We start from the raw sequence: 20,250 nt of genomic DNA on the forward strand, positions 1-20,250 counted from the left end.
ATAGAGATGAAAAAAACATTACTAACCTTGTCTGTGTTGGCACTTTCTACTTCACTGCTTGCCGGATGCGGCGGTTCGGGCAATAATTCTGCGGCATCCGAAGATTACAAGCTGGAAAATGTTACTCTGCCGCTTAAAGAGAAAGTTACTTTGCATTTTATGACTCAAAGCTCGCCGCTGGCACCTTCCGATCCAAATGAAAAGTTGATTTATAAAAGACTGGAAGAAAAAACAGGGGTGCATATCGATTTTACCAACTTCACCTCCGATTCCTTCATTGAAAAAAGAAACCTTGCTGTTGCCAGTGGAGATCTTCCAGATGCCATACTGGATGCCGGATATTCCGATTACGATTTGTTGAACCTCGGAAAGGATGGAACTATTATCCCTTTAGAGGATTTGATTCAAAAATATATGCCCAATCTGCAGAAGGTATTAAAGGAAGCGCCTGAGTACAGATCCATGATAACCGCACAGGACGGGCACATTTATGCCTTTCCTTGGATTGAAGAACTGGGTTCTGAGAAGGAGAGCATTCATTCTGTAAACGACATGCCATGGATCAATGTGGAGTGGCTGAAAAAGCTGGGACTTAAAATGCCAAAAACCACCGAGGATTTAAAAAAAGTTCTGCTCGCATTTAAAAATGGCGACCCTAACGGAAATGGCCAAGCGGATGAAATCCCGCTGTCCTTTATGCTCAATAACGGCAATGAGGACCTGAATTTTCTGTTCGGATCATTCGGTCTTGGGGACAACGGCGATCATACGGTAGTGACCAATGAGGGGAAAGTGGTCTTCACTGCCGATCAGGACGGTTACAAAGAGGGGATTAAATATCTTAATGAGCTGTATAAACTGAACCTGATCGACGAGGAATCATTCGAGCAGGATTATAACACGTATCTAGCCAAAGGTCAGAGTGAAAGATATGGCCTCTACTTCCAATGGGATAAGGCGAATATTTCAGGAGACAACGATAAATATGAACTGATGAATCCGCTCGCCGGACCAAGCGGTGAAGTCAATGTGACCCGCACGAACAATCTCGGCTTTGACCGGGGGAGAATGGTGATTACCAGTGACAACCAAAATCTCGAGCTTACGGCAAAATGGATTGACCAGCTGTATGATCCTATCCAGTCCGTGCAAGACAACTGGGGTACCTACGGCGACAAAACTCAGCAGAACATTTTTGAATACGATGAAGCGAGTCATATGCTGAAGCATCTTCCGCTTAAGGGAACGGCCCCTGTCGAGCTACGGCAAAAAACGAACATCGGTGGTCCATTAGCAATTCTTGACGAGTATTACGGAACGGTTACGACTAAGCCCGATGATGCAGTGGGACGGCTTAAGCTCATGAAGGAAAGACTCGTTCCTTATATGAAGGCTGACCATAATTTCCCGAAAGTCTTCTTCTCTCTGGAGGATCAGAAGCAGATCTCCACATTGGAAACCGATTTGTTTGCTTACGTTAACCGCAAGCGGGCGGAATGGATCAAGACGGGTAAAGTGGAAGAAGAATGGGCCGAATATAAAGCCGAGCTGTCCAGACTGGGGCTAGATAAATGGCTGGAAATCAAACAGAAAGGCTATGACAGATATCTCAAAGATCAAAGCTGAAACATTTAAATGGTAGTATTTCAAATTCATTTGCAAACGAGCAACTCAAATTATTATGTTAAATACCTTATCAACAATCAAGAGGAGAGCGGATACTATGAAAGAATTAAACCTAACGGACGACTATAGCGGCAGAAAGAGAAAAAGTAACTATAGTGAGACGTACAGGCCTCAATTTCATTATTCACCGGAGAAAAATTGGATGAACGATCCCAACGGCATGGTTTACTTTGAAGGAGAATACCACCTGTTCTACCAGCATACGCCCCATGATACGCAGCCTGATTTTGGCAACATGCATTGGGGGCATGCGGTAAGCAAGGATCTAGTGCATTGGACTGAGCTTCCACCAGCGATTCCACCTGGGGAGGACGGAGCGATCTTCTCGGGGAGTGCGGTGGTGGATAAGAACAATACCAGCGGATTTTTCAAAGAGGAAGGATCAGGATTGGTGGCCATTTATACAAATGAGGGCAACAAGGCTCAGCCTGGAAAACCGCAGGTGCAAAGCATTGCTTACAGCAAGGATAAAGGTCGAACCTGGACAAAATATGAAGGTAACCCGGTTTTATTTCCAACGGACACGCTAGACTTTCGTGATCCGAAGGTGATTTGGCATGATGAATCATCAATGTGGATCATGGTTCTTGCCGTAAGGGACCGTGTAGAATTTTACACATCTCCAAACCTGAAAGAATGGTCTTTTGCAAGCGAATTCGGTTCCGACATTCCACATATACACCGAGGGATATTTGAATGTCCTGATATATTTCGAATCCAAGTGGATGAGGATCCTAATACCACGAAGTGGATTCTGATGCTAAGCGTCGGGGATAGAAATGGTGTGAATCCAGACGATCCGGAACCACCGGCAGGCGGTTCTGGCATGATGTATTTTGTAGGCAACTTTGACGGTAAGTCGTTCACGCCAGATGAAGCGTTGGAATCCATCGATACTATCAAATGGGTAGACTATGGATCAGACTTTTACGCGGCCGTGTCCTGGAATGGCATTTCGAACGAAGACGGACGAAAGATTTGGATCGGCTGGATGAATAATTGGCGTTATGCTACCACGCTTCCTTCAAAGGAATGGCGTGGCAAGACATCAATTCCCCGGGAGCTACAGCTAAGGACTTATCCCGAGGGACTTCGCCTAATCCAAACACCCATAAATGAATTAAGTCAGCTAAGAAAACCGATTTTGTCTCTACAAGACTTGACGATTAAGCCAGATATGAACGTGTTGTCTGATATTTCCGCAGCCAAGGCAGAAATTATTGCAGAATTTGAAATCGGTACTGCTATGGAATTCGGGTTTAAAGTACGGAAGTCCGCCAATCAGGAGACGATCATCGGATATAATATCTCGAATGAGGAATTGTTCGTCGATCGGACGAAGTCGAGCGCCACTGATTTTCATTCAGATTTCACAGCAATACACAAGGCCACTATGAAGCCAGAGCATGAGAGGATACAGTTGAGCATTTATCTGGATTGGTCAAGTGTCGAAGTCTTCGGCAATCATGGAAAAACAATCATTTCAGACATGATTTTCCCGGACTTCGAAAGTAAGGGACTAGAACTCTACGCCATTGGTGGAGAACTGAGGGTCGTGTCGCTTCAGATCAATGATCTGGTAAGCATTTGGGGAAATGAGAATGTTTAGACAGTAGTTATGATTATCATTCCAATTGAAACGTTCTTACAACAGAACCCGTTAAGCAGCGGCTTGATTCGACGAAATGGTTACAGCCCGATTGCTTATATCCGTATCTAAACTGGTCTCCAAAACTAATTAAAGTATTATCTTATGCCTGGATACGTAACCTCCCGTCGGCTCACAACCGTACCGGGGGTTCGTATCCTTAGAAGTTAGCAGAAATCGAAAGACTAACACGGAGAATTTCATAATATAGTTTTACAGTGGTAAGAGGGCGTAAGAATCTTTCCTTGCATCTTACCTATAATAATATGATGATTGACAATAAGATCATATTCTTTTCCCAAGGGGGTACCTAGTTCTTGTTCTCAGTTCGGGACAAGAACTTGCAGTGGTTATGAAGTCGCCAATTTGGCGGCTTTTTGTTTTACAGATAAATGATATTGTCTCGTGTTAAGACAAGGGCAATTAAGCGTTTGAATTAAAATAATGGGGCTGGGTATGCTAAATTAGCAAATATGGAATTTCTTGATTTTCATGAAAGGGTGAGACCGTCATCATTCTGCAAAAGGTACTAACTTATCTTATTAAACCGGATATATGGTTAGGAACTTTTTTCCCATTTGCTCTTCCGTTTGGAGTATCAAGAGTATTTCAATGGTTGCATACAGGGAACGGGAGAAATTTACACTGGTTCAGCTTTGATCAAAAAAAGTTTCATGAAACAAGAAATACCTCAACTAGTCGTTCCTTTTACAGCAGATCTAAATCAAAATTTGCTGGTGATGAAAGAAATCATCGGGCATAACTCAGAGAGCCTCTGAAAAGAAATATTACTAAAGTTGAAACTGAAAGAAACCATCTGGCTAGACGTGAAGTTGAACTGTTGAAAGAGATAGATACTCTTAGAACGCAAAGAACAGAATACAGAAGAAAACTAAGAGCTAGATCCAAAGAGTTTGGGGCAGTTTTACAGTTCAGTCACAATTCCTAAGTTATTAACCCTTCTCGATGAAAGGCCTAAGCTTAGCAATGTGTTTGCATTCTATCAGTTAGATAAACTCAATAGAAGGTACAATAAACTAAAATTAGCAGCTAGAGAGGTATTAAAACAGGAAAGAATAAAAAGACTACGTGATGAAGCTTATAAGGAGAAAATGGCTGCTGGCTATAAAAAAGTTAACGGATATATCGTAAGTGATGAGAGATGACTGGTACCTCTATGATCCAAACAATATTGTATACCTCATAACAGACTCAAAAATTAAATTAATTGAAGATTTACCAGCTACTGCATCTTTGTATTTAATGATGGAACTGCATATGTTTTTTATATCCATTTTGAAACGGAGAATAAAAAAGAAAATGAGAAGTATATTGTAGCGATCGGTGAAGGATTAACCGAGATTCATAAATATATGTTGAACAAAGAAAGTTGCCAACCGGCATTTTTTGTGCCCTTTTTTGTATCTTTAGGGTTACTCGATGGTAAAATAATGTATACAAGTGGATGTATTTTTATGCATTTAAGCAATGTGGATATTCTCATTAATTATGACACCACACAGTGAGTAACGGTAATAATTGAGACTGATTTGGTTGATAACCGAGACATTTTTGGGTATATGTTTGAGACATTTTTAAACCAGTAGAAACAAAGCCCCTTGTTTCTATTGGTTTTTTGTGTTTCTATTTACTCTATATATCCTATAAATGTTAACATATGGTATTATCGATATCGAATCCAAATTACGATCATAATTGATACTTTTCGTAAAGGTGGTTTGGTTATGGATTGGAGAAGTTGGACGTGGAGTTTGGAAGATGAGTTAATAAAATCCCCAAGTGTTGTACAAATCTCTTCAACTGCAATTTTGGAATACATAAGATGAAAACCTGCTTGTTCTCCATGGATTCTCAGGCTACTAAGCCTGCTGCTACGAAGCCTACAGGAAGTAGACGAAAGAGCGCTGCTGATGATAAGAAGACCGAATAAGGAGAGCGTGCCATGGAAGTCCGATCCAGACAATTCGCATAGCAGCCATTGGCAGAAAAAAGGGGTTGTCCCATAAGTCATAAAAATGACTAGGGACGTCCTGTTCTCCAATTGTAAAACAATAAGAAACCGTTCCTGGGTAAAATGGAGGTATCACCCGACCATTTGAAAGGATATGGTTTCTTTGTACATTCAATATACCATTATGAGATAAAAAGAGGAGTTACGCAGGACTATTCCTCATCCATGTTATGTGGCTTTGTGGCCAGCCCCTCAATTAATGTCTATTAGCTCTTAAACCTTCAATAAATATGCGGTGTAATCCATCAAGAACTCGTTGGCTTGTAAAGCCCTCATCTTGGAGATGGTAATCGATATTGTGAAGCACGGCCAGCAGGGCTTCAATAGTATATGAAATGTCCACCCCGGATACGTCTCCCTGTTCAACGGCCTCATTTAGCAGATTTCTGCTTATATTGCGCATCCATTGACATAACGGGGATTGTAACGGACGATGCCCGGTTGAGGCCCGGCTGACCTCACAGAGCCAAGGAACTTTCGCCTCTAAAAAAGAGACATATCTTACGATTACATGGTAAAGCCGGTCCAAGGCAGCGGTTTCTGGGGATTGATCAAGAAATGCTTGAACTTCATCAAACAAAGGTTGGTATTCTTCATACGCGATCTCCTGACATATGTCGCCCTTATCCGAGTAGCGGCGGTATAGGCTTGCTTGTCCTACTCCAGCAGTCTTCGCAATCTGATGCATATTGACATTGTCAACGCCTTTTTTGATGAAAAGTTCTCTAGCCGCCGCCAAAATTCGTCTTCGGTTTAACTCCTCTCTGGGAATTTTCAGAGAGACAGATTGCGATTCTGAATTCACCATAAACATCTCCCTTCATCATTAATTTAACTGTTATTTAACACGAAAAACGGACAATATGTCCGTTTTTCGTGTATAGGACATGTTGTCCGTCTTCATAATTATAATACATTTCGTGAAAAATTAAAAATACATTCATTTGGGTGACCGATGAGCTTTTTTTATCTCTTGGTATAGTGCTTTTTGTAAATTGGAGGCAAATGCGGTTCAATGCCCGATAGGTCCAGTTCCTTTAAACTTGCGATCGTATGAATAAACTGCTCGTATGCTTTTTTCTTGTCGCTCGTCGTATCTGTTCCGGTTTCGGTTGATGCTCTCCTGCTAACTTCAGAGTTAAGTTGCTTTTGATCCATAGATTACCCTCCATCAAATATAGTCAGGCTTACAAATCCGGATGTCTCTTGTGCCAGTCTGTATTCATTTCATAAGTATTGCCGATACCTAGTACTGTCGCTTCTTCGAAGGGGCGGCCAATCAATTGCATATTAATCGGCAGACCGGAAGGTGAGAAGCCGCAAGGCATGCTCAAGCTAGGCAAGCCAGTCAAATTGGTCGGAACCGTAAATGAGTTCAATCTGAATACACTAGCTTCATCATCTGCACGCGGCGCAGTGATCGGTGTTGCCGGCGTCAACAAGATGTCGATTCCGGACAATGCATTCAAAAAATCATTGACAATTAGTTGCCGGGCCCGCTGAGACTGAAGGTAAATGGAAGCCGGAATATCTCTACTGCTTTCAAGAAACATTCGGACGTCCGGTCCATACTGTTCCAATTCTGTCTCAAGCCACTTCTCGTGGTACGAGTACATTTCCGTCATCATAATGGCCATCGTCGCACTTCTAACATGTTTGATCAGGGGCAGGCTAACTTCGATGATTTCTGCTCCCAGTTCTCGGAATTTATTGATAGCGGCCTTCATCGCAGCTTCCACTTCTGGCATCAAATCCTCGTAATAGTAGCTTGTCGGCAATCCGATACGCACACCCCTGAGACCATTCGGATACATCTTGATACCTGGCGCAGGCAGATCGACAGTCGATTCATCCTTTGGATCGAAGCCAGACATCACATCCAAGCACAGGGACGCATCCATGACACAGCGGGTCAACGGACCCGAGTGGTCCAATGACCAGGCCATTGGAATGATACCATACCGACTGACCCGACCGTACGTCGGCTTCATCCCTACGACACCGCACAAAGCAGCGGGTATGCGGATCGAACCTCCGGTATCCGAGCCTGTGCCCAGATAAGTAAGTCCAGCCGCTAAGGCAGAAGCCGAGCCGCCGCTTGAACCTCCCGTTACAAGTTCAGTGTTCCACGGATTGAGACAAGGACCGAAGTGTGGGCTAGTTGTTGTCAATCCCGCAGCGAACTCGTGAGTCTGTACTTTGCCTAGCAGAACTGTTCCAGCCTCATGTAGCTTAGCTGCAACCGTCGAATCGTAATCGGGGACGAAGCTGTTCAATATTTTTGAACCGGCAGTTGTTCGGATCCCTTTAGTGTAATATAGATCCTTATGAACGATGGGAATCCCGTGAAGGGGCCCTTTGTACCGACCATGCATAATATCGCGTTCCGATTGCTTCGCTTGTTCAAACGCCAGTTCGGACGTTTGGGTAACGAAAACGTTCAGTTTCGGATTCAAACGTTCGATGCGGTGAAGCGCATGTTCTGTAATCTCTACCGGGGATATTTTCCTTGTACGGATCCTCTCGGCCAGCTCATGAATAGCAGCAAAGGACAGTTGGAAATTTAATTTACTCATCTATTCATCCTCCGTATCTTTCGGACATGTCGTAAGTCTACTAAACTAATTACCATAGCTTCCGCTAGGATTTGCTTTTCTTGCGAATAAGTATGTCAGGATTGCCAACAGGGAAATGGTAAAATAAACAACAGAAAAAGGCATCTTTAGATCAATCAGTCGGCCGACCAGCGCAGGGCCGAATGCTCCGCCTAGGAGATAGGCCAGTGTGAAAATACCCATCCCCACACCCAGCTCAGCCGAACGGAGTGTCGTCGAAACTAAATTGCTGCTAGAGGTGAGGACACCGTTGAATCCAATCATAAGGATAATGATCAATAAAGCGTCGATCCATGGCGGCAAATGTACGGATACCCCCAGTAGTATAAATCCGCTGATGACGAGACTTTGCGATATGACAAGCACACGGGAGCTTCCGAAACGATCTGTCCAACTTCCGATCCGGGATCCGAGCAAGGCTGCACAGGCGGCACCGGGAAGCATCAGCAGACCGATTTTACTAGTTGGTAAATGAAAGGAGTTCTTCATCATGACAGGAAGAGTAAAGGTTAACCCCGTGTTGCATACGAAGGTAAGGAATCCAATCCCTAGAATTCGTCGGTAAGGAGCATTTTTCATGAAAGATGCATCGATAAATGGATGTTCTTTTTTCTGAATATGAGTACCGAACCATAGAAGAACTGCTGCTCCTGCAATGAGCATAAACCAATAGTTCGTAACCCCTAGCAATACCAACGCCAGTCCCGCGGAGAACAAAACAGCTCCGAGAAAATCGAATGAACCGCGGTCGTGTTTCTTGTCAGGAACATACTTGAATATCAAAGGGATAACAAATAGGCTCAGACTGGACACGATGAACAAAGCACGCCAGCCAAAGTATTGCTCTACGAAACCGCCGAACACAGGCCCGAAGCCGGAAGCAAAGGCAATTGTGGCGGATAAGGTTCCCAGCACCCGTCCCTTGACTGTAGGCTTAAAATACAGGGTTACTGCCGCATAAGACAGGGGAGAGATGGATGAGGCCCCTGCTGCCTGCAGTAGTCTTCCAATGATGACTTGCAAGTATGAAGCTGCAAAAAAGCCGATCATAGAGCCGAAAGCTAAAAGGATTAAACCAATGACATACAGCTGGCGAAAGGAAAAGGACTCCGTTAACTTGCCGTAAGTACCGGCGCCGATAGCCATCAAAATGCTGTAACCGACCATAACCCAGCTCACCTGCGAGGAGGTCAGGGCAAAGTCAGCGGAAATCGAAGGTATAGACAAATTAAACATGGTCATATTGATGTTTCCGAAAATAATGAGCAAGCAAAGTGTCCCCATTAATTTCCGCTCATTGCCGGATAAAGCCATTGATTGAGTATCCATAGCCTGTCCCTCCATTACAGGAAGTCAGGAAAGGTGCGGCATTTTTGCGCCTGATCTCTATCGTGTCCCAAGAAAACATAGGACGGCCGAACATCCTGAATTAACTCCTGCATGCGAGTAATCGATTTGGCAGCCATCTCTTGATCGAATGTCAAGAACGGTACGCTATTCTCGAAGTTCTCCCGAGTATAAGCAACATCAATTATCAGTAGCACTGGACCCGACTTTTCCGTTGTGACAAGGACTGATTGATGGCCAGGGGAATGACCCGGAGTGAATAAAATTTGAACCCCCGGAATCAATTCATGGTCACCCTCAATGATTTGATATTGTAAATCGGGCAGCCTGCACTCTAATGGAGAGTAATCCTCATTGTTTATGGCCGCATCATACTCTGCCCTTTGAATAAGGATCGGCGTATTGCGGAAATGCCCGTTTCCCCCAGAATGATCCAAGTGTAAATGGGAGCTAATGACCATTTGAATATCGTCAGGTCGATAACCGACACGCTTTAACACATTTACGATCGAGTCGCCGTCAGACATGTTGGGGACGACGCGCCCTTCACGTCTAGTCCCCTTGTAGTAATCGGGATTGTTGATAAAAGCGTCGGGCATTCCCGTATCGATGAGTATCGGCCCGCTGGTCGTTTCCAATAGAAAAGACCACACAGGCATTCCGACTAATTTCCCGGGGGCAAGGGTTCGATTAACTGCCGATTGATCTAGGAAACATTCACCTACAGGTAAAAAATACAACTTTTTGATATTCATCCCAGTTTCACCCTTCATATTATAAATTCGGACAGTTTGTCCGTTTTGTTTTGATTATATCGGACAAATTGTCCGATGTCAATTTGTCATCGGCGGTTGGGCATCGGCAAAAGCCTTACACCTGCAACAATACGCCAAGCTAAAGAATGTCGCCTAGGTGGAGTGCAAAGAAACAACGGGGCTGCGTTTGTACCAAATGCTAACGAGAGCACGACAGGAGATTACTGTTGTAATCTATAAAAACAAGGATATGCTGAATGCCTGTTTGAAGATAATGGGCTTAAAATGATTGATTGTAGTCAGGAGATAACAATGTTTCGGTTCAGCCATCAATCCGGCGGTAGAGGAGAACATCCGGTTTGAAGTGTTGAGAAATGAATCGGGATTTGAAATTAAGGTTTTTGATCGATTGGTAAAGTTAGATAAGGAACCTTTTTCGACTGTAGATCAAGGGGACTGACCCCATAACGTGAGACAAATCAAAACACCTTCAAGAGAATCAAGCCATGTCGTAAGATATGGAGATAACCTTGGAGGTGTTTTTACGTTGGCAACGAGAGTGAGTTACCCCCTAGAAAAATGCAAGCGATTGAATTGAGATTGGCAAGAGTTCCGGTAAGAGAGGTTATGGAGCAACTGGGAATACGAATAAGACACAGCCAAATCACCAGCTTCACTGACAGCGACATCTGGATTGAGATATTCACTCCGAATAATATTAGGATTTTTAATAGTGTGACATTTTGACACTACTGTATGTGACAGAAAAATACTTAGAATCATAGAGGCAGTTTAACACATTAACAATAAACGAGGAGGGGAGATTTTCATTGTGTATGATAAAAAAATAAAGAGGCGTGAAAGGGGAAACAGGTATGACCTATTTATGAAAAACAAACCAGTAACAAGAGTGTTTTAAGGAAAAGAAGTAATTTCTAGGGTTAACATACATGTGAAAAAAAAGGAATTTACCGTTTGTTAGGACACAATAGCGTTTGTGAAAATAATAATGAGTAAAGATAATTGCAAATCCACTCTTGCCCTAAAACAGCAAATAACTGCCGATACAATATGAATAGAGGAGAAGAATATCTTTATGAAAAAGCATTGTCAAATTGCATCTACAGGTTTAGTCCTTTTAATGGCTGGAAGTTCTCTGTTATACACAACACCAACCTCAATTGTAAAAGCGGAGTCCATTCAAAATGTATCTAGTCCGTTACAAACAAGCACTCAAAGTGAACGTAATTCCGTCAAAGAAGCAATGCGGGATACATTGCAACTTGGATATCCTGGGATACTTGCTAAAACTTCTGAGGGTGGAAAAACATGGAGTTATGCCGCTGGGTTAGCGGACCTGAGCACCAAGAAACCAATGAAAACAGATTTTCGCTTTCGCATTGGTAGTGTAACGAAGACATTCATTGCAACAGTTCTACTTCAATTATCTGAAGAGAACCGCTTGAATCTAGACGACTCCATTGAAAAATGGTTACCTGGTGTCATTCAAGGAAACGGATATGATGGTAACCAAATTACTATCCGGCAGATATTGAATCATACAAGTGGTATCGCTGACTATGTAAATTCAAAAGACTTTGATTATACGGATACAAAAAAATCGTATACGGCTGAAGAATTCGTAAAGATGGGGATTTCTCTTCCCCCAGACTTTGCCCCAGGAAAGGGTTGGTCTTATTCAAACACAGGATACGTAATACTGGGGATCCTTATTGAAAAAGTAACTGGAAACAGCTATGCGGAAGAGGTTGAAAATCGGATTATTGAACCGCTTGATTTGTCAAATACATTCCTACCTGGCAATTCAAGCGTGATTCCAGGCACCAAGCATGCCCGTGGCTATTTCCAACTAGACGGAGCAAGTGAGCTAAAAGACGTTACTTATATTAACCCAGGTAGCTCGGATGGAGATATGATTTCTACTGCTGACGATTTAAACAAATTCTTCTCTTACTTACTCAGTGGTAAATTACTGAAGGAACAGCAACTAAAACAAATGCTTACTACAGTTCCTACAGATAGAGAAGGAACCGGATATGGTCTTGGGATCTTTGAAACTAAGCTTCCAAACGGTGTCTCGATATGGGGACACAAAGGTAGAGTTCTAGGGTTTACCACTTTTGCTGGTGGCACACTTGGAGGCAAGCATACATTGGTCGTCAATTTGAACAGCTTTAAAGCTGATAGTCCTGATCCATTTAAAAATATTTTACTTGCTGAATTTAGCAAGTAGGAAAAAAAGAAAAAAATGGTTTAAACTGGGCTCCTTAGAGCATGTCAAAAAACTAACAAGTAAGTATTTTAGGAGGGTATTATGAAAAAGAAAATGATTATTGCACTTGGTGTTTTTGCTATAATACTGACTAATTTTGTAGGAAGTACTTATGCAGACTCGAAAACAGGAGTTTCTGTTACAGCTCCCTACAATACAAATCAAATAACGGAATGGTTAGAAATGCATGCAAAGCCTTTAAAAACAACTAATCCAACTGCATCTTTTAATGATTTAAAACCACTTAAGAATATGGTAGGTTCAGCTTCAATTGTAGGTTTAGGTGAAGCTACGCATGGGGCTCATGAAGTTTTTACAATGAAACAACGCATTGTTAATTATTTAGTATCTGAAAAGGGATTCATCAACTTAGTTTTAGAAGAGGGATGGGACAGAGCTCTGGAGCTTGATCGATATGTTCTTACTGGTAAGGGAAACCCAAGCCAACATCTATCACCTGTATTTAACACAAAAGAAATGTTAGATCTACTTAGTTGGATTCGACAATATAATGCTAATCCAGAACATAAATCTAAAGTGCGTATCATTGGGATGGACATTCAATCAGTAAACGAGAATGTTTATAATAATATAATAGAATATATAAAAAGAAACAATTCAGATCTTGTGCCTAGAGTAGAAGAGAAGATAAAAGGTCTCATTCCTGTAACAAAGGATATGACTACTTTTGAGGGCCTTACAAAAGAAGAAAAAGAAAAGTATATTTCAGATGCTAAACAAATCAGTGCTTTATTAGAACAAAATAAAAGTTATCTGAACGGAAAATCCAAAGAGTTCGCATGGATAAAACAAAATGCTCGTATTATTGAACAGTTTACTACAATGTTAGGAGGAACATCCCCTGATAAACCATCGGATTTTTATTTGAAACATGATATTGCAATGTATGAAAATGCGAAGTGGACTGAAGAACATTTAGGGAAAACCATAGTTTGGGGACATAATGGACACGTTTCGAAAACAAATATGATTCCATTTATATACCCTAAAGTAGCTGGGCAGCATTTAGCAGAATATTATGGAAAACGGTATGTATCTATTGGAACATCAGTTTATAAAGGACAATATAATGTTTATAATAATGATGGTGAATTTGGCCCATATGGAATATTAAAATCAGATGATCCAAACAGTTATAATTACATTTTTGGACAGGTCAAAAAAGATCAATTTTTTATTGATTTACGTAAGGCGAACGGAGTGACAAAAACTTGGTTAAACGAACAACATCAAATTTTCGCTGGAATAACTAAAGAAGGCCCTGCTATACCAAAAACTGTTGATATATCATTAGGTAAAACGTTTGATATACTTGTTCAAATTCAAAAAGTGAGTCCATCTCAACTACATCAATAAATTTGTAATAATGTGGCTTAACGAAGTGTTGTATTGATGATAGTGTTAAGTGTCAATAGAGGTGTTTAAAAATGTCAGCTAGGTTATTCCATTAAAAGATCATTAGATGGAATAAATGTTTTCGAATTAGAGACGATGTTGGGTAGAAGCACATTATTATCAAGTTAACAAAATAAATCCGAATTGAAACAGCCTCTATCCTGCAGGTTCAATCTGACTGAGCACAACTTGCACGAGTCTGTTCATTTGTATCGGGTCTGCCCAAGGGCAGACTCTTTTTTGTACAAGAAAAAGTCCATCTTATAATCGTCAGCTTGGTTTTTTGTGAAAATAAGAGAAACAACTAGCAGCAATACAAAAAGCTCGAACCGTTCAGTTAGCCAAAGAAAATCAGAATATATCATTTTAGATGTGAAAACCACCGGTTTAGATGGCGACTCTGAGATCGTAGAGATTGCAATTATTGATCTTGACGAAAATCCTCTTTTTGAAACGTTAATCAAGCCGGTATCCCTCATTCCAGAAGAAGCGACCGCCATCCACGGAATCACAAACGAAATGGTTGAAAATGCTCCAAGCTCATCGCTAAAAGAAGAGTTGTAAAAGAGGATGCTAAAAATACGGGTTGAAGGAATACCTGAAGAGATTGATCAGTTTTTGGAGCACTTCGAGGACTATTACAGAGTGCTGAAGCGTTCAAAGGCTTATCAGAACAGAAACAGTGAATATGTTCGTGTTTATGTTGATGTAAGCAGTCCAAACGATCAGCCTCTAAAAGCTTAGAGGAAACAAATTGCGGTTTGTATCAATTTCGCTGGTATTACCCCATTTTAACGTACATATTTTTATATATTGATAAAAGAATCAAAATTACAAATGTTGGATTTCGGTATACAACTTTATTGTCCGAAGAAAATAAAGTTTTAGACTGATCCGATAAATGCAACAGCGGCAGATAAGGACGCGAAAATAAATTCCTAGACTGGCCGCTGTTGTGGTCAACATTCAACTATCGTGTCCTGTTAGCCTAATAACTCTGCAGTTTGTAAGAAAGCGTCCAGCCGCTCCTTTTGAAGAAGATGATGACGGTAATGCATCTCCACCATCGTGAACCATTCGACCGCGTTTAACGCGCCGAAGGCTACAGCCGGATGAGTCGCCTTTCGCTGCAGCCGCTCTGGGTCTATGTTCTGTAGCGACGCCCCAATCTCATGCATGCGGCGCCTTGCTTCCTCCAGCTTGGCGACAAGCTGCTCCTTGCTTTCTGGCTGTGGGGGCGTATATTGCAAGTCGGCCGGTACCTGAATGCGAACCGGTGGGAAGCTCCCTTGCTCAAACACGGCATGGCCGGCCTCCGTCTTCCCGTCGCCCTCCTCGTTGCCGCCACCCAGCGCCATGCACTGCTCCGCAAGACGGAGCTGCAAGTTCATCGTGGAATGGGGCAGATGCAGGTACATTTGCCCAAGCGACCATTCGTTTTCGCTTGGCTTGCGACACAGTTTCGCCAGACTATACTTGTCCAGCTCCCGAACATAATGCTTCGAAATCTCGTCGAACCTTACCAAAGTATCCTTAATCCCTATGTTCTTGTTCATCAAGATCATCTCCTCGAATACTGAATTACTCTCATCATATGAGAGGGTTCAAGAAAAAAGCATATTCGTAGTTTATATCTTCAATACTTTATTTTCCAGTCTAAGACTATATTTTCTAATTACACGGGCGCAGTCGCTAGCGCGCCGATCGCAAAGCTGGACTTCATTCCGGAAGAGCTGGAGAGCGCAACTGCAGCCGCGCATGCGGGCCACGCGTCGCCAGTCTATAACTTATCTCAGTCTAGTTCTTTAATGTTTAGTCTAAAAAATTATTATTCGCTAACAATTGACAATGAAGAAGTAGTACAACTTCGAGTCAATGAGTTTCCATTAATTATGAAAATGATCGTTGAATTATCATCTGACATGCATCTGGGGAAATGAGACTGCTTAGGCTTTAGTTTTCCATTATCATTAAAATTGAAATGATCTTATGACAGAGCCTATTAAGCAGTGGCACGATTCGACGAAATGGTTACAGCCGCAGGCAATACGGTGTAAGCTTCTTCAGGAGGATTTTTGCTCATTTCTATGATGTAATGATCAACAAATTCGCTATCATATCAATATCCTTGTTTTTTAGCGTCTTCTTTGACCAGTTCTTCTGTCGCCAAGGAGATTCTTAGAGGGAGACAAATCTGAAGAATAATCCATAAGAATGCTCAAGCATGTTTTTTAACATTTAACCATGTTAAAATGAAAAAAATTAGAGATATGGCATGGAGAGAAGGCAGGGAGAATCAATGAAACCAAAACTTAACGATGTTGCACAATTAGCAGGAGTTTCACCGACTACGGTTTCTCGCGTACTTAATAATCGTGGCTATATCAGTCAAGAAACGAAGGATCAAGTTCATAAAGCGATGCAAGAGCTAAATTACTTTCCAAATGATGTGGCTCGGTCATTATTTAGTAAACGAACAAATCTGATTGGATTAATCATTCCAACTACAAGCAACCCATTTTTCGGAGAGCTGACTTTTCATATAGAGAATATTTGTGCGTCATTAGGCTATAAGCTGTTGCTTTGTAACAGTTTGAATCAGCTGGATAAAGAGGAATCATATGTGGATATGCTTATGCGAAATCAAGTTGACGGTATTATCGTTGGTACACACAATCGGGGTATCGTAAATTATGAACAGAAGAACATTGCCGTCATTGCGATCGATCGCTTCCTATCCGATTCAATCCCAGTTGTAGGATCGGATAATTATATGGGTGGAAAACTGGCGTCAGAACTACTTATTGAAAAAGGGTGCAAGCATATCTTACACATAAATGGCCCTGTTGAATTGGAAACACCAGCAAGCTTAAGAAGAAAAGCATATGAAGATGTGATGGAGCAGTATGGTCGAAAGGCAATTACCTATGAAGTACATGATCCCTTCCACCAACAGAATCACGACGAACCGATTAAACGCTTGCTCGATGAACATCCTGAAGTAGATGGATTGTTTGCGAGTAATGACTTGGTGGCTGCGTCTTTTATTGCTAAAGCAAGAAGAAGAGGAAAACGTGTTCCTGAAGATATTCGCGTAATTGGATATGACGGAACAGAAACAACCCGCAATCTTCTCCCTGAATTAACGACAATTCAGCAACCAATACAGGAGATTGCCAGATCTTCCATAGAGTTACTTATTAAAGAAATTGAAGGTGGATTCAGTGATGTCCCGCGAGAAACCTATCTACCAGTGAAACTGATTGAAGCTAGTACGGCTTAATACAGTTTCCATAGTTTTCAGCATTGTGATAGAAGGTGGAGCTATCCTTATTAGAGTAATTGAAATCAAGAGGAGAGCTCTTTTTCTTTCGAAAATATGTCAAGCGGTTGACATATGAAAGCGGTTGACATATAATCGATCTGTAAATACGAAAGTGCTTTCATTTACATTAAATGTTCAACTTGAGGAGCGTTCGATATGAGAAAGTCAAAGAGCATGTACTGGAAACTAAGTGCCTATTTTTTCTTTTTCTTCTTTACTTGGTCAGCAAGTTATTCATTGTTCTCCATCTGGCTAGGGCAAGAAATCAGTCTGAATGGTGCTGAAACAGGTGTTATCTTTACTGTAAACGCTATCTTTGCGCTATGTATGCAACCGCTTTATGGCTATATATCTGATAAAATCGGATTAAAGAAGCATATTTTATTTCTAATCAGTTCTTTGCTCTTATTTGTTGGTCCTTTCTATATCTTTATCTATGGGCCGTTACTTCAATACAATGTATTTCTCGGTGCCATTGCAGGTGGATTATACTTGGGTATTTCTTTTTTGGCAGGGATTGGAGCCATCGAATCTTATGTCGAGAAAGTCAGCCGAAAATATGACTTTGAATACGGAAAATCTCGTATGTGGGGCTCGCTAGGTTGGGCAGCAGCAACGTTTTTCGCTGGTCAGCTCTTTAATATCAACCCTAACATTAACTTCTGGATTGCATCAGTATCTGCTGTCGTTCTGTTTATCATTATGATGACAATTAAAGTTGAAATGACAGATTCCGAGATGGAGCGAGCAGAATCCGTTAACTTTAAGCAAATCGGCCATTTGTTTGCAAATAAGCATTTGTGGTTCTTCATTTTATATGTTCTTGGTGTTACCTGTATTTACAATGTGTATGACCAGCAGTTCCCGAATTACTTTTCATCGACGTTCTCAACGGTTGCATTAGGCAATCAAGTTTACGGTTACTTAAATTCCCTACAAGTGTTCTTGGAAGCAGGCATGATGTTCTTAGCGCCTTTCATTGTCAACAAAATTGGAGCAAAAAAGGGTCTAATATTGGCAGGGTTCTTGATGGCGTTCCGGATCATGGGTTCAGGCTTAGTTATTGGACCTTATGGAATCTCAGCTATGAAATTGATTCACGCATTGGAACTGCCAATCATGCTGATCTCCGTATTTAAGTACTTGGCTGCAAATTTCGATACGCGTCTGTCTTCGATCTTGTATCTGGTGGGATTCCAGTTTATGAGTCAGGTAGGAGCTTCGATCTTCTCGCCAATCGCCGGTATGTCTTATGACATTAGAGGTTTTGCAAATACGTACGTGATTATGGGTGTTTTCGTATTTGTCTTTACAACAATCTCAATCTTTACCTTAAAGAAAGAACCGAAAAAGCTGGATCCCAAGCCTAACAAGCATATTGAAACAGCATAGGAGGAAGAAAGATGAACACATATAATAACAATACGAAGCAAGCTGAGGAAGCATTGAAACAGGCAGAAGCGAAAATGAACAAGCGGTACCGATTAGGTTATCATATTATGGCACCAGCAAACTGGATTAACGACCCAAATGGATTAATTCAATTCAAAGGTGAATATCACGCCTTCTATCAGCATCATCCTTATGATGAGAACTGGGGCCCAATGCATTGGGGCCACGTGAAGAGTAAAGACCTTGTACATTGGGAGCATTGTCCGATTGCATTAGCGCCTGGAGATGCGTGTGACCTTGATGGTTGCTTCTCAGGAAGCGCAGTAGATAATAACGGCGAACTGACATTGATCTATACTGGTCATCACTATATTGATCAACCAAACAATATCTTTTTCCAAAATCAAAATGTGGCAGTAAGCACAGATGGCATTCATTTTACAAAACTAAGGCAGAATCCCGTAATCGCTGAACCTCCGACTGATAGCTCACAGCATTTCCGTGATCCGAAGGTATGGAAGCATGAGGATACATGGTACATGATCCTAGGTAACAGCACGAAAGAAGATCTGCCGCGTGTTATTCTATATACATCTCCTGATCTTAGGACTTGGACCTATCATGGTGTGCTTCTGCAGGGAGATAAGAATATGGGCTTCATGTGGGAGTGCCCTGATTTCTTTGAACTGAACGGTAAGCATATATTTATGTTCTCCCCACAAGGTATTGATGCGCAAGGAGATAAGTACAATAACTTGTTCCAGACGGGATATTATGTTGGCGAATATAATTATGATAGTAATGAATATAAGCATGGAGAGTTCATCGAGTTGGATACTGGTCATGACTTCTATGCGGTTCAAACTTTTCTAGATGATCAAGGTCGCCGCATAGCGCTTGGTTGGATGGATATGTGGGAATCGGATATGCCGACGAAAGCAGACGGCTGGTGTGGAGCAATGACGATCCCGCGTTTAATTACGTTGGGTGACAATAATAAAGTACTGATGACTCCAGTTGAAGAAATGAAGTTACTTCGTCAAAGTAAACATGTTTTGTATCAATATGGCGCTATTTCTGGAAGTTACTTCAAGGAAGTTGAAGAGGACTTGCTTGAAGTTAAGGTAGTGTTCGACCTCACGAAGTCAAGTGCAGACCTGGTAGGCTTGAAGTTTCGTGGAGCAGGTCGAGAAGAAACGGTTATCACATATTCTATTCCGGAGCAGAAACTAATGCTTAATTGTTCTAAATCAGGTAAAAAGACAGATGGAGTACGTCAAACAGCCTTCAATGCTGAGGGACAGCTGACATTGCATGTATATCTGGATCGTTCATCCATTGAAATGTTTGCGAATGAAGGGCAAGCTACGATGACAAGTCGCATCTATCCGAGTGAGAAATTGCTAGGCATAGAAATCATAACAGAGGGTGGAGAGGCGCTAGTAAATGGGCTGACATATTGGAAATTGAAAGATATATGGCAAGCCGAATAATTCAATGAAAAGATTGCAGTTCATATTATGTATACAGTAAAAGGATATGGAATCTATATATATCTTGATAGAGTGGCTGAAGGGGGGAATTCCCAAGGGACTGGTTCGAGAAGTCTTCAGGGTTCAGGCCAAGAGTTTTATTTGCAAAGTTCACCTTATTAAGTTGCTTCGAAACAAAAACAATTAAAAATAACACTAACAAGTCGACACTGGATATGCAGTGTCGTCTTTTTGAAAGGCTACATGTG

Annotated in this window: 15 protein-coding genes; 9 read left to right on the top strand and 6 right to left on the bottom strand. The window is 41.6% G+C overall.

Annotated features, from left to right (window positions below; translation table 11 throughout):
- Nucleotides 1-6: 6 nt before the first annotated feature.
- Both MKY98_RS03225 and MKY98_RS03230 read left to right on the top strand, forming a co-directional pair.
- Nucleotides 7-1,626 (top strand): ABC transporter substrate-binding protein, encoded by a 1,620-nt coding sequence (locus MKY98_RS03225; protein ID WP_029515922.1) that lies wholly within the window; start codon nucleotides 7-9, stop codon nucleotides 1,624-1,626.
- A gap of 97 nt (nucleotides 1,627-1,723) precedes the next feature.
- On the top strand, nucleotides 1,724-3,295 hold the full coding sequence (locus MKY98_RS03230; protein ID WP_081317544.1) for a glycoside hydrolase family 32 protein: 1,572 nt from the start codon (nucleotides 1,724-1,726) through the stop codon (nucleotides 3,293-3,295).
- A gap of 2,267 nt (nucleotides 3,296-5,562) precedes the next feature.
- Here MKY98_RS03230 and MKY98_RS03235 read toward each other — a convergent pair.
- From MKY98_RS03235 to aiiA, 5 genes are all read right to left on the bottom strand, one after another.
- A complete protein-coding gene (locus tag MKY98_RS03235) occupies nucleotides 5,563-6,174 on the bottom strand; it encodes a TetR/AcrR family transcriptional regulator (protein ID WP_069010905.1) in 612 nt (203 codons plus the stop codon).
- A gap of 158 nt (nucleotides 6,175-6,332) precedes the next feature.
- Nucleotides 6,333-6,524, bottom strand: a complete 192-nt coding sequence (locus MKY98_RS03240) for a hypothetical protein (RefSeq protein WP_069010906.1) — start codon at nucleotides 6,522-6,524, stop codon at nucleotides 6,333-6,335.
- Nucleotides 6,525-6,553: 29 nt separating this feature from the next.
- A complete protein-coding gene (locus MKY98_RS03245; protein ID WP_069010907.1) occupies nucleotides 6,554-7,942 on the bottom strand; it encodes an Asp-tRNA(Asn)/Glu-tRNA(Gln) amidotransferase GatCAB subunit A in 1,389 nt (462 codons plus the stop codon).
- 45 nt (nucleotides 7,943-7,987) lie between these two features.
- Nucleotides 7,988-9,310: an MFS transporter gene (locus tag MKY98_RS03250; RefSeq protein ID WP_069010908.1), complete on the bottom strand. Its 1,323-nt coding sequence runs from the start codon at nucleotides 9,308-9,310 to the stop codon at nucleotides 7,988-7,990.
- Between the two features lie 14 nt (nucleotides 9,311-9,324).
- The gene (gene aiiA / locus MKY98_RS03255; RefSeq protein ID WP_069010909.1) at nucleotides 9,325-10,083 is read right to left on the bottom strand and encodes a quorum-quenching N-acyl homoserine lactonase AiiA; all 759 of its coding nucleotides are present in this window, start codon (nucleotides 10,081-10,083) and stop codon (nucleotides 9,325-9,327) included.
- 1,096 nt (nucleotides 10,084-11,179) lie between these two features.
- Between aiiA and MKY98_RS03260 the strand changes: the two genes are divergently transcribed.
- The 4 genes from MKY98_RS03260 (at nucleotide 11,180) to MKY98_RS27025 (ending at nucleotide 14,536) form a co-directional block, all read left to right on the top strand.
- Nucleotides 11,180-12,337 (top strand): serine hydrolase domain-containing protein, encoded by a 1,158-nt coding sequence (locus MKY98_RS03260; protein WP_069010911.1) that lies wholly within the window; start codon nucleotides 11,180-11,182, stop codon nucleotides 12,335-12,337.
- An 81-nt stretch (nucleotides 12,338-12,418) separates the two neighbouring features.
- A complete protein-coding gene (locus MKY98_RS03265; RefSeq protein ID WP_069010912.1) occupies nucleotides 12,419-13,753 on the top strand; it encodes an erythromycin esterase family protein in 1,335 nt (444 codons plus the stop codon).
- A 324-nt stretch (nucleotides 13,754-14,077) separates the two neighbouring features.
- Nucleotides 14,078-14,356: a 3'-5' exonuclease gene (locus tag MKY98_RS03270; protein WP_080658578.1), complete on the top strand. Its 279-nt coding sequence runs from the start codon at nucleotides 14,078-14,080 to the stop codon at nucleotides 14,354-14,356.
- Between the two features lie 6 nt (nucleotides 14,357-14,362).
- Nucleotides 14,363-14,536, top strand: a complete 174-nt coding sequence (locus MKY98_RS27025; RefSeq protein ID WP_080658577.1) for a DUF3970 family protein — start codon at nucleotides 14,363-14,365, stop codon at nucleotides 14,534-14,536.
- A gap of 239 nt (nucleotides 14,537-14,775) precedes the next feature.
- On the opposite strand, the gene MKY98_RS03275 is transcribed toward MKY98_RS27025, so the two are convergent.
- Nucleotides 14,776-15,348, bottom strand: a complete 573-nt coding sequence (locus tag MKY98_RS03275; protein ID WP_069010913.1) for a DinB family protein — start codon at nucleotides 15,346-15,348, stop codon at nucleotides 14,776-14,778.
- Between the two features lie 743 nt (nucleotides 15,349-16,091).
- On the opposite strand from MKY98_RS03275, the gene MKY98_RS03280 reads away from it, so the two are divergent.
- The 3 genes from MKY98_RS03280 (at nucleotide 16,092) to MKY98_RS03290 (ending at nucleotide 20,002) form a co-directional block, all read left to right on the top strand.
- A complete protein-coding gene (locus MKY98_RS03280) occupies nucleotides 16,092-17,075 on the top strand; it encodes a LacI family DNA-binding transcriptional regulator (RefSeq protein ID WP_029515909.1) in 984 nt (327 codons plus the stop codon).
- A 198-nt stretch (nucleotides 17,076-17,273) separates the two neighbouring features.
- Entirely contained in the window at nucleotides 17,274-18,509 is a 1,236-nt protein-coding gene (locus MKY98_RS03285) for an MFS transporter (protein ID WP_029515908.1), read from the top strand.
- A gap of 11 nt (nucleotides 18,510-18,520) precedes the next feature.
- Entirely contained in the window at nucleotides 18,521-20,002 is a 1,482-nt protein-coding gene (locus MKY98_RS03290; protein WP_069010914.1) for a glycoside hydrolase family 32 protein, read from the top strand.
- The last annotated feature ends 248 nt before the right edge of the window (nucleotides 20,003-20,250 follow it).

Origin of the sequence: Paenibacillus sp. FSL M8-0228 (assembly GCF_038007385.1) — a bacterium.
Lineage (GTDB): Bacteria > Bacillota > Bacilli > Paenibacillales > Paenibacillaceae > Paenibacillus > Paenibacillus polymyxa_D.

Bases quoted from the DNA above. Each gene is read 5' to 3' on its own strand.
- MKY98_RS03235 (WP_069010905.1), bottom strand. From the start codon at position 6,174: ATGGTGAATTCAGAATCGCAATCTGTCTCTCTGAAAATTCCCAGAGAG.
- MKY98_RS03260 (WP_069010911.1), top strand. From the start codon at position 11,180: ATGAAAAAGCATTGTCAAATTGCATCTACAGGTTTAGTCCTTTTAATG.
- aiiA (WP_069010909.1), bottom strand. From the start codon at position 10,083: ATGAATATCAAAAAGTTGTATTTTTTACCTGTAGGTGAATGTTTCCTA.
- MKY98_RS03240 (WP_069010906.1), bottom strand. From the start codon at position 6,524: ATGGATCAAAAGCAACTTAACTCTGAAGTTAGCAGGAGAGCATCAACC.
- MKY98_RS03230 (WP_081317544.1), top strand. From the start codon at position 1,724: ATGAAAGAATTAAACCTAACGGACGACTATAGCGGCAGAAAGAGAAAA.
- MKY98_RS03250 (WP_069010908.1), bottom strand. From the start codon at position 9,310: ATGGATACTCAATCAATGGCTTTATCCGGCAATGAGCGGAAATTAATG.
- MKY98_RS03265 (WP_069010912.1), top strand. From the start codon at position 12,419: ATGAAAAAGAAAATGATTATTGCACTTGGTGTTTTTGCTATAATACTG.
- MKY98_RS03225 (WP_029515922.1), top strand. From the start codon at position 7: ATGAAAAAAACATTACTAACCTTGTCTGTGTTGGCACTTTCTACTTCA.
- MKY98_RS03280 (WP_029515909.1), top strand. From the start codon at position 16,092: ATGAAACCAAAACTTAACGATGTTGCACAATTAGCAGGAGTTTCACCG.
- MKY98_RS27025 (WP_080658577.1), top strand. From the start codon at position 14,363: ATGCTAAAAATACGGGTTGAAGGAATACCTGAAGAGATTGATCAGTTT.
- MKY98_RS03275 (WP_069010913.1), bottom strand. From the start codon at position 15,348: ATGAACAAGAACATAGGGATTAAGGATACTTTGGTAAGGTTCGACGAG.
- MKY98_RS03285 (WP_029515908.1), top strand. From the start codon at position 17,274: ATGAGAAAGTCAAAGAGCATGTACTGGAAACTAAGTGCCTATTTTTTC.
- MKY98_RS03245 (WP_069010907.1), bottom strand. From the start codon at position 7,942: ATGAGTAAATTAAATTTCCAACTGTCCTTTGCTGCTATTCATGAGCTG.
- MKY98_RS03290 (WP_069010914.1), top strand. From the start codon at position 18,521: ATGAACACATATAATAACAATACGAAGCAAGCTGAGGAAGCATTGAAA.